The organism is Streptomyces sp. NPDC002835 (assembly GCF_053591995.1).
Genome location: NZ_JBSFUW010000009.1, coordinates 133,027 through 147,200, shown reverse-complemented (window position 1 = coordinate 147,200; position 14,174 = coordinate 133,027). Strand labels below are relative to the sequence as shown.

The window sequence follows — 14,174 nt, the reverse complement described above, 5'->3', positions numbered from 1 at the left end:
CAGCGGCAGGTATACGGGTTGCGTCCCCGTGTGCCTCCAGGGCTGTCGTGATCGTCCGGGTGGCCTTGTCAGGACCACACTCACTGAAGAAGCGAAGGCTACGACCGTGCGTACGTACAGCCCCAAGCCCGGCGATGTGACGCGCCAGTGGCACATCATCGACGCGCAGGACATCGTCCTGGGCCGTCTGGCGACTACGGCAGCGAACCTCCTCCGGGGCAAGCACAAGCCGACCTATGCCCCGCACATGGACATGGGTGACTTCGTCATCATCATCAACGCCGAGAAGGTCCACCTCTCCGGCAACAAGAAGACTCAGAAGATGGCGTACCGCCACTCCGGCTACCCGGGTGGTCTGCGTTCCGTCCGCTACGACGAGCTTCTCGCCAAGAGCCCGGAGAAGGCCGTGGAGAAGGCCATCAAGGGCATGATCCCCAAGAACACCCTGGGCCGTCAGATGCTCTCGAAGCTGAAGATCTACGCGGGTGACCAGCACCCGCACGCTGCTCAGCAGCCGGTCCCGTTCGAGATCACCCAGGTCGCGCAGTAGTTCCGGCCACCCCCTAAGACGAAAAGAATCTGAGGAGAATCGTGGCTGAGACCACCGCCGAGACCCCGCTCGAAGAGGTTGACGTCGAGCAGTACACCACCGAGACCGAGGTTCCGGTCGAGGGTGAGTACACCTCCGAGTCCGTGGCGTCCCGCTTCGGCGACCCGCAGCCGGCCGCCGGCCTGGGCCGCCGCAAGAACGCCATCGCCCGTGTCCGGATCGTTCCGGGCACCGGCAAGTGGAAGATCAACGGTCGCACCCTCGAGGGCTACTTCCCGAACAAGGTGCACCAGCAGGAAGTCAACGAGCCCTTCAAGGTGCTCGAGCTCGACAACCGCTACGACGTCATCGCCCGCATCTCGGGTGGCGGCGTCTCCGGCCAGGCCGGCGCCCTGCGCCTCGGTGTGGCCCGCGCGCTGAACGAGGCGGACGCGGACAACAACCGCGGCGCGCTCAAGAAGGCCGGCTTCCTCTCCCGCGACGACCGTGCGGTCGAGCGCAAGAAGGCCGGTCTCAAGAAGGCCCGTAAGGCCCCGCAGTACAGCAAGCGCTAAGCGCAGGCCGGCCTGCAGACACCTGTACGGCTTCTCGTTCGCCCCGGCGGCACTCCGTGCTGCCGGGGCGTTCGTCTATCGCCCGACTCGGGCGTACTACGGTTTCGAGCAATCAGCATTCTCGGAGGACAACAGTGGGACGACTCTTCGGTACGGACGGTGTACGCGGCGTCGCCAACGCCGATCTGACGGCGGAGCTCGCGCTCGGCCTGTCGGTCGCAGCGGCGCATGTGCTCGCGGAAGCGGGCACGTTCGCGGGCCATCGCCCGACCGCGGTGGTCGGCCGCGACCCCCGCGCGTCCGGAGAGTTCCTGGAGTCGGCCGTCGTGGCGGGCCTGGCGAGCGCGGGCGTCGACGTGCTGCGGGTCGGCGTGCTGCCGACCCCGGCGGTGGCATACCTGACCGGCGCGCTCGGCGCCGACCTCGGCGTGATGCTCTCCGCCAGCCACAACGCCATGCCGGACAACGGCATCAAGTTCTTCGCCCGCGGCGGCCACAAGCTGGCCGACGATCTCGAGGACCGGATCGAGCACATCTACGAGCAGCACCGGACGGGCGAGCCGTGGGACCGGCCGACGGGCGCGGGCGTGGGCCGCGTGACGGACTACGACGAGGGCTTCGACAAGTACGTCGCCCACCTCATCGCCGTACTGCCGCACCGCCTCGACGGGCTCAAGGTCGTTCTCGACGAGGCGCACGGCGCCGCTTCCCGGGTCTCGCCGGAGGCGTTCGCACGCGCCGGGGCCGAGGTCGTGACGATCGGCGCGGACCCGGACGGCCTCAACATCAACGACGGCTGCGGCTCGACCCACCTGGAGCTGCTGAAGGCGGCCGTCGTCGAGCACGGCGCCGACCTCGGCATCGCGCACGACGGTGACGCGGACCGCTGCCTCGCGGTCGACGCGCGGGGCGACGAGGTCGACGGCGACCAGATCCTCGCCGTGCTGGCGCTCGCCATGCGCGAGGCGGGCACGCTGCGCGGCAACACCGTCGTCGCCACGGTCATGTCCAACCTGGGCTTCAAGCTGGCCATGGAGCGCGAGGGCGTCGAGCTGGTGCAGACGGCGGTCGGCGACCGCTACGTCCTGGAGGCCATGAAGGAGCACGGCTTCGGCCTCGGCGGCGAGCAGTCCGGCCATGTGATCGTGCTCGACCATGCCACGACCGGCGACGGCACGCTGACCGGCCTGATGCTGGCGTCCCGTCTCGCGTCGACCGGCCGCTCGCTGGCCGACCTGGCCGCGGTGATGCAGCGCCTGCCGCAGGTGCTCATCAATGTGCCGGACGTCGACAGGTCCCGGGTGCGGACCTCGGCGGAGCTGTCGCAGGCGGTCGGCGAGGCGGAGCGCGAGCTCGGCTCCACCGGCCGGGTGCTGCTGCGTCCCTCGGGGACGGAGCCGCTGGTGCGGGTCATGGTCGAGGCCGCGGACATCGAGCAGGCGCGCACGGTCGCCGGGCGGCTGGCCGACGTGGTGAAGTCCACGCTGGGCTGAGAACCCTCCACGGCAACGCCCGCGCCCGGCCCGCGACTTCACGTCGCGGGCCGGGCGCGGTGCTGTGAGAGACCTAGAGCTTGCGCAACGACAGCCGCTGCACCTTGTGGTCGGGGCCCTTGCGCACCACCAGCGCCGCCCGGCCGCGCGTGGGTGCCACATTCTCCAGCAGGTTGGGCTTGTTGATGGTCCGCCACATGGTGCGGGCGTAGTCGAGCGCCTCCTCCTCGGAGACCTGCGTGTACTTCCGGAAGTAGGAGGAAGGATTCTGGAACGCCGTCTCCCGCAGCTTGCGGAACCGGTTGAGGTACCAGGTCTCGATGTCTTCGGGCCGGGCGTCCACGTACACGCTGAAGTCGAAGTAGTCGGCGAGGCCGACCCTGGTCCGGCCGTCCTTGCCGGGCAGTGCCGGCTGGAGGACGTTGAGCCCCTCGACGATCAGGATGTCCGGGCGGCGCACGGTCAGGCGCTCGTCCGGGACGATGTCGTAGATCAGGTGCGAGTAGACGGGCGCGGTGACCTCGTCCTTGCCGGCCTTGATGTCGGCGACGAAACGGGTCAGCGCCCGGCGGTCGTACGACTCGGGGAAGCCCTTGCGTGACGTCAGCCCGCGGGCCTGCAACTCCTTCATGGGCAGCAGGAACCCGTCGGTGGTCACCAGCTCGACCCGCGGGTGCTCCGGCCAGCGGGCGAGCAGCGCCTGGAGGAGCCGGGCGACGGTCGACTTGCCGACCGCGACGGAGCCGGCGACCCCTATGACGAAGGGCGTGCCGCGCTGCTCGCCGTGGCCGTTGCCCGCGTCGCCGAGGAACGTGTTGAGGGCGCCGCGGAGCCCGGCGGTGGCCTGGACGTAGAGGTTCAGCAGCCGGGAGAGCGGCAGATAGACGTCGCGGACCTCGTCGAGGTCGATGACGTCGCCGAGCCCGCGGAGCTGCTCGACCTCCTCGGCGCTGAGGGGCAGCGGTGTTTTCTCGCGCAGGGCGCTCCACTCCGCGCGGGTGAGGTCGACGTAGGGGGTCGACGCGTGCTCGGCCCGGCGGTGGGTGCTCCGTGGCGGCGAAGTGATCACACGGCCATTGTCGTGCGTACGGCACGGTTGTGGGCCGTGTGCTCGGTCACGCGGGGAGGACCGGCCGACCGGTTCCGGCCGGAATGTCAGTGGCGTGCGTCACAGTTGTGGATGAGGTGGGCGCCGACCCGCGACGTCCGAAATCCCCGAGGGGTGTCCTATGACGTACGCGATCCAGGCAGAAGGTCTGGCCAAACGTTTCAAGGAGACCGAAGCGCTGGCAGGTGTCGACCTGGCGGCCCGCACCGGCTCGGTGCTCGGCCTGCTCGGGCCGAACGGGGCGGGCAAGACGACGGCCGTTCGGATCTTCGCCACGCTGCTCACCCCCGACGCGGGCCGGGCCACCGTGGCGGGCCACGACGTCGTCCGGGAGGCCGGTGCGGTGCGCTCCCTCATCGGCCTCACCGGGCAGTACGCGGCGGTCGACGAGAATCTGACCGGCACGGAGAATCTGCTGCTCATCGGCCGGCTGCTCGGACTGCCGAGACGGGAGGCCCGGGCGCGGGCCGCCGAGCTGCTGGAGCGGTTCGGGCTCAGCGACGCGGCAGGCAGGGCCGTGAAGACGTACTCCGGCGGTATGCGGCGCCGGCTGGACCTCGCGGCGAGCCTGGTCGGCCGGCCGAGCATCCTCTTCCTGGACGAGCCGACCACGGGCCTGGACCCGCACAGCCGCGGCGAACTGTGGGACATGCTGCGCGCCCTGATCGCCGACGGCGCGACCGCGCTGCTGACCACCCAGTATCTGAACGAGGCGGACCGGCTCGCCGACGACATCGTGGTCATCGACAAGGGCAGGGTCATCGCCGAGGGCACCCCGGACGCCCTCAAGTCCGAGGTCGGGGGCCAGGTGCTCCAGGTCAGGCCGGTCGCCGCCGGCGACCTGGCGCGCACGCGGGCGCTGGTGGAGGAGACGGCGGGGCAGCAGACGCAGACCGAGGGCGAGTCGGTCACCGTGCCCGTCAAGGACGCGGAGCTGATGCCGGCGGTGGTGCGCAGGCTGGACCGCGAGGGGATAGCCGTGGGCGAGCTGACGCTGCGCCGGTCGTCGCTGGACGAGGTGTTCCTCGCGCTGACCGGCCACCGGGCCGAGCCCGAGCAGGAGTCGGACCAGCCCGACGAGTCCGCCCGCGAGGCGGACGAGGCCGGGCGTACGGACGCGGAGCAGGTGAGGGAGAAGGCGGTGAGCTCGACATGACCGCGACGACGATGCCGGCGGCACCCGGCCGGTCCGGCAGGGTGAAGCCGCTCGACGGGCTGCGGCAGACGTTCACGATGGCCTGGCGCAGTCTGGTGGCGGTCAAGCACAACCCGCTGGAGCTGGTGGACTACAGCATCACGCCGATCATGTTCGTCTTCCTGTTCACCTATGTACTGGGTGGGCAGATGGCCGGGTCCCCGGAGGCGTATCTGAAGTACGCGCTCCCCGGGATCATCGTGCAGAACACCCTCTTCATGACCATCTACACGGCCATGGCGCTGAACACCGACCTGACCAAGGGCGTCTTCGACCGGCTGCGCAGCCTGCCGATCACACGCTCCGCCCCGCTCGTCGGGCGGATAGCCGCCGACCTCACCAAGCATGTGTGGGCCATGCTGCTGATGATCGGCCTCGGCCTGCTGCTCGGCTTCCGCGTGACCGGCGGCCTGGGGGGCTTCCTGCTGGGCGGGCTGCTGCTGGTGGTCTTCGCGGCGGCCGTCTCGTGGACCGCGGTGCTCATCGGGATGCTGGCGGGCGACGCGGAGAAGGTGCAGGCGTTCGGCTTCACGCTCGTCTTCCCGATCACGTTCACCAGCAGCGCCTTCGTCCTCGTCGACACGATGCCGGGCTGGCTGCAGGCCTTCAGCGACGTGAACCCGGTGACCCATCTGTCCGACGCGGTCCGCGGCCTGCTCCTCGGCGGCCCCGTGGCCGAACCGGTGATGTGGTCGCTGGTGTGGGCGGCCGGCATCACGCTGGTCTTCTATCCGCTGGCGATGCGGGCGTACCGGGCGAAGGTGTGACGGGGCGCGGCACCTGCCCGGGCGGTGTCCGAGCACCGGGTTAGGGTACGGCTCACCAGCAGCGATACGGGGTCGGCCAGGCGTGAGCCGCCGCCTCGGGAGGGGTCGCTGCGATCACACGAGGAAGTCGTGCCATGCGAAGCACTGCTGTACGCCGTACTGCCCTGACCGCCGCGGCGGCGTCCCTGGTCCTGCTCGTCAGTGCCTGTGGCGGCGAGGGTTCCGGCGGGGGGACGAAGGACGACACCAAGGGCAAGGGCAAGGAGTCCGCTGCCGCCGAGCCGGCGGCCGAGGCACTGACCGCGGCGGAACTGGAGAAGCTCGTGCTCGCGCAGGGCGACGTCAAGGCGCACAAGGTCGAGAAGGCCGGGCCCAACGATGACCTTGCCGCGAAGGACGTCACCGTCGACAAGGCCGGGTGCGAGCCGCTGGCGCACGCGGTGGCCGGTGTCCCGCTCGGGGAGGCGGTGGGGACCGTCAAGCGCAGGGTCACCTCCGAGCCCAGGACGCCGGACCCCGCCAAGGACCTCGGCGAGATGACGGAGAAGGAGATCGAGGACGCCATCGCCGGCGCTTTCGACGTGACCACGACACTGACCTCGCTCTCCTCGTACGACGGCAAGGGCGGGGCGGACGCCGTGGCGGTCCTGCGGACCGCGGGGGCCGCCTGCGGCGGCGGGTTCACCATGTCGATGGACGGCTCCGGCTTGAAGGTCACCAAGCTCACTGAGCTGAAGGTGTCGGGCGGCGAGGAGAACACCGCTTGGGCGGTGCTGGCCGAGCAGGACGGCCAGAGCGTCTCCTACAACGTCGCGATCGTGCGCCGGGGCGGCACGCTGGCCTCCTTCTCCGCCGTCGACGTGGGAGAGCTGCTGGAGGGGAAGAAGTCCACGCTGCCGACCGCCGTCATCGACGCGCAGGTGGCCAAGCTCGGCTGACCTGCCCGCGCGGGCCCGGAACCGTAGGCTGCCGACATGTGCGGAATCGTGGGTTACGTCGGCGGACAGTCGGCGCTCGATGTGGTCATCGCCGGGCTGAAACGGCTCGAGTACCGCGGCTACGACTCGGCCGGAGTCGCGGTACTCGCCGACGGGGGGCTGGCCGCGGCGAAGAAGGCGGGCAAGCTCGTCAATCTGGAGAAGGAACTGGTCGAACGGCCGCTGCCGAGCGGATACACCGGCATCGGCCATACCCGCTGGGCCACCCACGGCGGCCCGACGGACGTCAACGCGCATCCGCACCTGGACAACGCGGGGTGCGTCGCCGTCGTGCACAACGGCATCATCGAGAACTTCGCCACCCTGCGCGCGGAACTCGCCGAGCGCGGCCACGACCTGCGGTCGGAGACCGACACCGAGGTCGTCGCCCATCTGCTCGCCGAGTCGTTCTCCTCCACCGGGGACCTCGCGGACTCGATGCGGATCGTGTGCAAACAGCTGGAGGGCGCGTTCACACTGGTCGCCGTCCACGCGGACGAGCCGGACGTGGTGGTGGGCGCCCGGCGGAACTCGCCGCTGGTGGTGGGCGTCGGCGACGGGGAATCGTTCCTCGCGTCGGACGTGGCCGCGTTCATCGCCCACACCCGTTCCGCGATCGAACTGGGCCAGGACCAGGTGGTGGAGCTCCGCCGCGACGGAGTGACGGTCACCGGCTTCGACGGGGAGCCCGCGGAGGTCCGCTCGTACCACGTCGACTGGGACGCCTCAGCCGCCGAGAAGGGCGGTTACGACTACTTCATGCTCAAGGAGATCGCCGAACAGCCCAAGGCGGTCGCCGACACGCTCCTCGGCCGCATCGACGTGTCCGGGGCGCTGACCCTCGACGAGGTCCGTATCCCGCACTCCGTGCTGCGCGAGGCGGACAAGGTCGTCATCGTCGCCTGCGGGACGGCCTTCCACGCGGGCCTCATCGCCAAGTACGCCATCGAGCACTGGGCCCGTATCCCCTGCGAGGTCGAGCTGGCGAGCGAGTTCCGCTACCGGGACCCGATCCTCGACCAGCGGACGCTGGTGGTCGCCATCTCGCAGTCCGGCGAGACCATGGACACCCTGATGGCGCTGCGCCACGCGCGTGAACAGGGCGCCAGGGTCCTCGCCATCTGCAACACCAACGGGTCGACGATCCCGCGGGAGTCCGACGCCGTGCTCTACACGCACGCCGGACCGGAGGTCGCCGTCGCGTCCACGAAGGCGTTCCTGACGCAGCTCGTCGCCTGCTATCTGGTGGCGCTCTACCTGGGCCAGGTCCGCGGCACCAAATGGGCCGACGAGATCCGGGCCGTCGTCCGCGACCTGGCGCAGATCTCCGGCCAGGTCGAACGGGTCCTGGAGACGATGGAGCCGGTGCGGGAGCTGGCCCGTTCCCTGGCGGACAAGAAGACGGTGCTGTTCCTCGGACGCCACGTGGGCTATCCCGTGGCACTGGAGGGCGCGCTGAAGCTCAAGGAGCTGGCCTACATGCACGCGGAGGGATTCGCGGCGGGCGAGCTCAAGCACGGACCGATCGCGCTGATCGACGCGGACCTGCCAGTGGTCGTCGTCGTCCCCTCGCCGCGGGGCCGTTCCGTGCTGCACGACAAGATCGTGTCCAATATCCAGGAGATCCGGGCCCGTGGCGCCCGGACCATCGTGATCGCGGAGGAGGGGGACGAGGCGGTGGTGCCGTACGCCGACCATCTGGTCCGGATCCCGGCGACGCCGACCCTGCTCCAGCCGATGGTCGCGACGGTGCCGCTGCAGGTCTTCGCCTGCGAGCTGGCGACGGCCCGCGGCAACGAGGTGGACCAGCCGCGGAACCTGGCGAAATCCGTGACGGTGGAGTGAGGTCGGATGATCATCGGGGTGGGGATCGACGTGGCGGAGATCGACCGTTTCGCCGCGGCCATGAGGCGGACGCCGGGCATGGCGGACCGGCTCTTCCTGAAACAGGAACTGCTGCTCCCGAGCGGGGAGCAGCGGGGGTACGCCTCCCTCGCGGCGCGGTTCGCCGCGAAGGAGGCCCTGGCGAAGGCGCTCGGCGCGCCGGGGGGGCTGCTGTGGACGGACGCGGAGGTCTGCGTCGAGGACTCGGGGCGCCCGCTGCTCCGCGTCCACGGCACGGTCGCGGCGCGGGCGGCGGAACTGGGCGTGCGGTCGTGGCACGTGTCGCTCAGCCATGACGCGGGGATCGCGTCGGCGGTGGTGATCGCGGAGGGGTAGCCGGGGGTGGTTGGCGCCTGCGGCGGGCTTGTTCCCCTACCCTCCCCCTGCGGCCTGGCGGCCGCGGGGGACCCCCGCCTTCCCGTAACCGGGGCAGGCCCCGGACCCCGGTACCGCGCTTCGCGCGGTGGCCTCAATGGCCCGCCGGGCGGGATTTCGCTCCGCGAAATCAGCCTCGCTGGGGGCACCTCCCACGGCCGCCAGGCCGTAGGGGGAGATTGAGGCGCGGGGTTCGGGGCGGAGCCCGGACGAGACCGGCAAGTTCCAGCCCTGCCGGCGATTGAGGCGCGGGGGCCCGGGGGCAGCCCCCGGGCCCCCGCGTGGAGCGCGGCGCCGACGGGCCGTGCGGCAGACTCGGGGCATGCGTACTGCGTACAGCGTGGAGACCGTGAGGCACGCCGAGGCACAGTTGATGGCCCGCCTGCCGGAGGGCGCACTCATGCAGCGCGCCGCCGCGGGGCTGGCCGCCGCCTGTGCCGGGCTGCTGGGCAGGGTGTACGGCGCGCGGATCGTGCTGCTCGTCGGCAGCGGCGACAACGGCGGCGACGCCCTGTACGCCGGCGCCCGGCTCGCCCGCCGCGGCGCGGGCGTCGTCGCCGTGCCGCTTGCGCGCGACCGCGTCCACCCCGGCGGGCTGACGGCGTTGCTCGCCGCCGGCGGGCATGTCGCCGAGGACCCGTTCGAGGTACTGGCCTCCGCCGACCTGGTGCTGGACGGGATCACCGGCATCGGCGGCCGGGGTGGTCTACGCGCCGAGGCCGTGCCCGTGGCCCGGGCCGCCCGTGGCTCGGACGCCGTGGTCGTCGCCGTCGACCTGCCCAGCGGGATCGAGGCGGACACCGGCCAGGTGCGGGGCGAGGCGCTGCGCGCGGACGCGACCGTCACGTTCGGGACGTACAAGCCGGGGCTGCTCGTCGATCCGGGCAAGGAGTACGCGGGCACCGTACGGCTCGTGGGCATCGGCCTGGAGGACCACCTGCCGTCCCTGCCGGAGCTGGAGGCCCTCCAACACGCCGACGTGGGCCGGATGCTGCCGGTGCCGGCCGCCGAGAGCGACAAGTACCGGCGCGGTGTCGTCGGCGTCGTCGCCGGGTCCGCGCGCTATCCGGGCGCGGCCGTGCTGTCGGTCGCGGGCGCGCTGCGCGGCGGCGCGGGGGCCGTGCGGTACGTCGGACCGGCGGCGGACGCGGTGATCGCCCGCTTCCCCGAGGCGCTGGTGCACGCGGGCCCCCCGCACAAGGCGGGCCGCGTCCAGGCGTGGGTCGTCGGCCCGGGCCTCGGCGACGACGCGGACGCGGTACGGGACGTACTCGCCTCCGACGTGCCGGTGCTCGTCGACGCGGACGGGCTGCGCCTGCTGGACGCCGCGGCCGTACAGGGCCGGCGGGCCCCCACTCTGCTGACCCCGCACGCGGGCGAGGCGGCGGCGCTGCTCGGAGTGGGGCGGGAGGCGGTGGAGGCCGCGCGGCTGGACTCCGTACGCGAACTCGCCGCGCGCTTCGGGGCCACGGTGCTGCTCAAGGGGTCGACGACCCTGGTCGCCGCGCCCGACCGGGAGCGTTCACCGGTCCGGGTCAATCCGATGGGGACGCCGTGGCTGGCCACGGCCGGCAGCGGGGACGTGCTGTCCGGGCTGGCGGGCTCGCTGCTCGCCGCCGGGCTCGACGCGCGGGACGCGGGATCGGCCGCCGCGTATCTGCACGGCCTGGCGGCCCGTCACGCGGCCACGCCGGGCGCGCCGATCACCGCGATGGAGGTGGCGGCGGCACTCCCGGCGGCGTGGCGCGACGTACGCGCCGACTGACGGCGCCTGGGCGGCCGCCCGCGGTCGCGCCGTGACGCACGCGACCGCCCACCGTACGGATCCGGCCGCACGCCTCTGAGACACTGAGCGCGATGAGTCACACAGCACCGCCCCGCCGAACCGCACCCCCGCGCGCACGGGCCGAGATCGACCTCGCGGCCCTGCGCGCCAACGTGCGCGCCCTGCGCGCCCGCGCCCCGCGGTCCGCGCTGATGGCCGTGGTGAAGTCGGACGCGTACGGCCACGGCATGGTGCCCTGCGCCCGCGCGGCGCTCGCGGCGGGCGCGACCTGGCTCGGCACGGCCACGCCCCATGAGGCGCTCACCCTGCGCGACGCCGGTGTGCCGGGCCGGATCATGTGCTGGCTGTGGACCCCCGGCGGCCCCTGGCGCGAGGGCATCGAAGCCGGCCTCGACATGTCGGTCAGCGGCATGTGGGCCCTCGAAGAGGTGACCGCGGCGGCCAAGGACGCGGGCCGGCCCGCCCGTATCCAGCTCAAGGCCGACACCGGCCTCGGGCGCAACGGCTGCCAGCCCGCCGACTGGCCCGAGCTGGTCGCCGCCGCTCGCGCCGCCGAGGAGGACGGTCTCGTCGACGTCACCGGGCTGTGGTCCCACTTCGCGTGCGCCGACGAGCCGGGCCACCCCTCGATCGCGGCCCAGCTGGGCGTCTTCCACGACATGCTCGACCACGCGGAGAAGGCCGGCATCGAGCCGGAGGTGCGCCACATGGCCAACTCCCCGGCGACGCTGACGATCCCGGAGGCCCACTTCGACCTCGTACGGACCGGCATCGCGATGTACGGCGTCTCGCCCGGCCCCGAGCTGGGCACGCCCGCCGACTTCGGGCTGCGTCCCGTGATGACGCTCGCCGCCTCCGTCGCCCTCGTCAAGCAGGTGCCCGCCGGCCACGGAGTCAGCTACGGCCACCACTACGTCACCGAGGGCGAGACCACCCTCGGCCTCATCCCCGTCGGCTACGCGGACGGCATCCCGCGCCACGCCTCGGGCCGCGGACCGGTCCTGGTTGCGGGCGAGTGGCGGCGGGTCGCCGGACGGGTCGCGATGGACCAGTTCGTCGTGGACCTCGGCGGGCAGCGGATCCCGGAGGGCTCGGAGGCCCTGCTGTTCGGCCCGGGCGACCGGGGGGAGCCGACCGCCGAGGACTGGGCGCAGGCCGCGGACACCATCGCGTACGAGATCGTCACCCGCATCGGCACCCGGGTCCCGCGCGTCTACCTGAACGAGGACTCCGAGCCTTCAGGGCATCCCGAGAAGCACCCCGACGAGTAGGAGAGCTGCACGGTGAGCGAGACCGGTACGGGGGACGCGGCCGAGGCCGCCGTCGACGCCGCTGCCGCGGCGGCAGCGGCGGCCTCGGGCAACTGGCGGCGCGCCGGGTTCGCCGGTGCGGCGATAGGCGTGGTCGCGGCGGGCGCCGCCGCCGGTGTCGCGCTCGAACGGCTCACCGTCGGCCGCGGGATGCGCAGGAAGGCCCGTCTCGCGCTCGATGCGGCAGGCCCGTACGGCGCTCTGCGCGGCACGCCGGGGACGGCGACGGCCGACGACGGCACGGCGCTGTACTACGAGGTCGAGGAGGTCGATCCGGAAGCCGCCGCTCCGCGCCGCCGCAGGCTGTTCGGGCGCAAGACGCCGGCCCCGGTGACCGTCGTGTTCAGCCACGGCTACTGCCTGAACCAGGACTCGTGGCACTTCCAGCGCGCCGCGCTGCGCGGCCTGGTCCGTACCGTCCACTGGGACCAGCGCAGCCACGGCCGCTCGGCGCGGGGCACGTCGCAGGCCGGTTCCGACGGCCGGCCGGTCACCATCGACCAGCTGGGCCGGGACCTGAAGGCCGTCATCGACGCGGCGGCGCCCGAAGGACCGCTGGTCCTGGTCGGCCACTCCATGGGCGGCATGACGATGATGGCCCTCGCTGCCCACCACCCCGACCTGGTGCGGGAACGCGTGGTCGGCGCGGCGTTCGTCGGCACCTCCTCCGGAAAGCTCGGCGAGGTCAGTTACGGCCTTCCGGTGGCCGGTGTGAACGCGGTCCGGCGTGTGCTGCCGGGCGTGCTGCGAGCCCTCGGCACGCAGGCCGAGCTCGTCGAACGGGGCCGCCGGGCCACCGCCGACCTGTTCGCCGGGCTCATCAAGCGGTACTCGTTCTCCTCGAAGGACGTCGACCCCGCTGTGGCCAGGTTCGCGGAACGGATGATCGAGTCCACGCCGATCGACGTGGTCGCCGAGTTCTACCCGGCTTTCGCCGAGCACGACAAGGCGGAAGCGCTCGACGTCTTCCAGGAGCTGCCGGTGCTCGTCCTCGCGGGTGACAAGGATCTGGTCACGCCCAGCACGCACAGCGAGGCCATCGGCGACGTGCTGCGCGGCGCCGAACTGGTCATAGTGCCGGACGCCGGGCACCTGGTGATGCTGGAGCACCCGGAGGCGGTCACCGACCGGCTCGCGGACCTCCTCGTACGGGTCGGGGCGGTGTCGGCAGCGGCTACCGTTGGTCGGTATGGAAGCACCGCACAGCCCGGCGGCTGAGACCGCCGCCGTCTCCTCCGTACGTCTCTCGGTGGACTCCCCGGAGCGGATGCAGGACCTGGGGCGCAGCCTCGCCAAGCTGCTGCGCCCCGGCGACCTGGTGATGCTCACGGGTGAGCTGGGCGCCGGCAAGACGACGCTCACCCGCGGCCTCGGCGAGGGCCTCGGGGTGCGCGGCGCCGTCACGTCCCCGACGTTCGTCATCGCCCGCGTCCACCCGTCCCTGACGGGCGGCCCGGCGCTGGTGCACGTCGACGCGTACCGGCTGGGCGGCGGCCTCGACGAGATGGAGGACCTCGACCTCGACGTGTCGCTGCCGGAGTCCGTGGTCGTCGTGGAGTGGGGCGACGGCAAGGTCGAGGACCTCTCGGAGGACCGCCTGCACGTGATCATCGACCGGGTGGTGGGCGACACGGACGACGACCGTCGCGTGGTGACTCTCGTCGGTTACGGGTCGCGCTGGTCGGACGCGGACCTCTCGGCGGCCTCGGCGTAGCCCTCGGCGGGCGGCGGTGCGGGTGCGGGGGCTTGTCCCCTCCCCGCCCCTTCCCGAAACCGGGGCAGGCCCCGGACCCCGTACCGCCCTCCGGGCGGCGGGCCGGGCTCCGCCCGGGCCCCCGTACCGCGCTTCACGCGGTGGCCTCGAACTCCCCCACGGCCTGGCGGCCGTGGGTGCGGGTACCTCCCACGGGAGTAGCCCCGCGGGCGCTCAGGCCGCCGCACCCGGCACGGAACCGGACACATCCAGCCTCGCTGGGGGCACCTCCCGCGGCCGCCAGGCCGTAGGGGGAGTTTGAGGCGTGGGGTTCGGGGCAGCGCCCCGACGGGCCAGCTTCCGGCCGGTGGGCGTTTGGGCACGGGGGCGTGCGATCCGGCAACTCAAGCCTTGCCGGCGCTTGAGGCGCGGGGCTCGGGGCAGCGCCCCGACGGGACCGGCGGAAGCCAGCCTCGCCGGCG

13 protein-coding genes are annotated in these 14,174 nt (G+C 72.4%); 12 read left to right on the top strand and 1 reads right to left on the bottom strand.

Annotated features, from left to right (window positions below; genetic code table 11):
- Positions 1-106 precede the first annotated feature (106 nt).
- The 3 genes from rplM to glmM all read left to right on the top strand — a co-directional run bounded on the left by rplM (position 107) and on the right by glmM (position 2,597).
- Complete coding sequence (gene rplM / locus ACWD01_RS12660; RefSeq protein WP_005313471.1) at positions 107-550, top strand: 50S ribosomal protein L13; 444 nt, start codon at positions 107-109, stop codon at positions 548-550.
- A gap of 41 nt (positions 551-591) precedes the next feature.
- Positions 592-1,104: a 30S ribosomal protein S9 gene (gene rpsI / locus ACWD01_RS12655; RefSeq protein ID WP_451160956.1), complete on the top strand. Its 513-nt coding sequence runs from the start codon at positions 592-594 to the stop codon at positions 1,102-1,104.
- A 134-nt stretch (positions 1,105-1,238) separates the two neighbouring features.
- Entirely contained in the window at positions 1,239-2,597 is a 1,359-nt protein-coding gene (gene glmM, locus ACWD01_RS12650) for a phosphoglucosamine mutase (protein ID WP_451160954.1), read from the top strand.
- 73 nt (positions 2,598-2,670) lie between these two features.
- Here the strand turns inward: glmM and coaA are convergent, their stop codons facing one another.
- The gene (coaA, locus tag ACWD01_RS12645; RefSeq protein ID WP_451160952.1) at positions 2,671-3,666 is read right to left on the bottom strand and encodes a type I pantothenate kinase; all 996 of its coding nucleotides are present in this window, start codon (positions 3,664-3,666) and stop codon (positions 2,671-2,673) included.
- 160 nt (positions 3,667-3,826) lie between these two features.
- Here coaA and ACWD01_RS12640 point away from each other — a divergent pair, with 160 nt between their 5' ends.
- The 9 genes from ACWD01_RS12640 (at position 3,827) to tsaE (ending at position 13,713) form a co-directional block, all read left to right on the top strand.
- Positions 3,827-4,861, top strand: a complete 1,035-nt coding sequence (locus tag ACWD01_RS12640; protein ID WP_451160950.1) for an ATP-binding cassette domain-containing protein — start codon at positions 3,827-3,829, stop codon at positions 4,859-4,861.
- Positions 4,858-5,667, top strand: coding sequence for an ABC transporter permease (locus ACWD01_RS12635; protein ID WP_451160948.1), 810 nt, complete (start codon positions 4,858-4,860; stop codon positions 5,665-5,667). The genes ACWD01_RS12640 and ACWD01_RS12635 overlap by 4 nt, the downstream gene beginning before the upstream one ends.
- A 134-nt stretch (positions 5,668-5,801) precedes the next feature.
- Positions 5,802-6,605 carry a hypothetical protein gene (locus ACWD01_RS12630; RefSeq protein WP_451160946.1) on the top strand — a complete coding sequence of 268 codons (804 nt, stop codon included), beginning with the start codon at positions 5,802-5,804 and terminating at the stop codon, positions 6,603-6,605.
- A gap of 36 nt (positions 6,606-6,641) precedes the next feature.
- The gene (gene glmS / locus ACWD01_RS12625) at positions 6,642-8,489 is read left to right on the top strand and encodes a glutamine--fructose-6-phosphate transaminase (isomerizing) (RefSeq protein ID WP_451160944.1); all 1,848 of its coding nucleotides are present in this window, start codon (positions 6,642-6,644) and stop codon (positions 8,487-8,489) included.
- Between the two features lie 6 nt (positions 8,490-8,495).
- Positions 8,496-8,864, top strand: coding sequence for a holo-ACP synthase (locus ACWD01_RS12620; protein WP_451160942.1), 369 nt, complete (start codon positions 8,496-8,498; stop codon positions 8,862-8,864).
- Positions 8,865-9,225: 361 nt separating this feature from the next.
- Positions 9,226-10,668 carry an NAD(P)H-hydrate dehydratase gene (locus ACWD01_RS12615; RefSeq protein WP_451160940.1) on the top strand — a complete coding sequence of 481 codons (1,443 nt, stop codon included), beginning with the start codon at positions 9,226-9,228 and terminating at the stop codon, positions 10,666-10,668.
- A gap of 92 nt (positions 10,669-10,760) precedes the next feature.
- Entirely contained in the window at positions 10,761-11,960 is a 1,200-nt protein-coding gene (gene alr, locus ACWD01_RS12610; RefSeq protein WP_451160938.1) for an alanine racemase, read from the top strand.
- A 12-nt stretch (positions 11,961-11,972) separates the two neighbouring features.
- Complete coding sequence (locus tag ACWD01_RS12605) at positions 11,973-13,217, top strand: alpha/beta fold hydrolase (protein ID WP_451160936.1); 1,245 nt, start codon at positions 11,973-11,975, stop codon at positions 13,215-13,217.
- Positions 13,189-13,713, top strand: a complete 525-nt coding sequence (gene tsaE, locus ACWD01_RS12600; RefSeq protein ID WP_451160934.1) for a tRNA (adenosine(37)-N6)-threonylcarbamoyltransferase complex ATPase subunit type 1 TsaE — start codon at positions 13,189-13,191, stop codon at positions 13,711-13,713. Before ACWD01_RS12605 ends, tsaE begins: the two co-directional genes overlap by 29 nt.
- Positions 13,714-14,174: the final 461 nt, after the last annotated feature.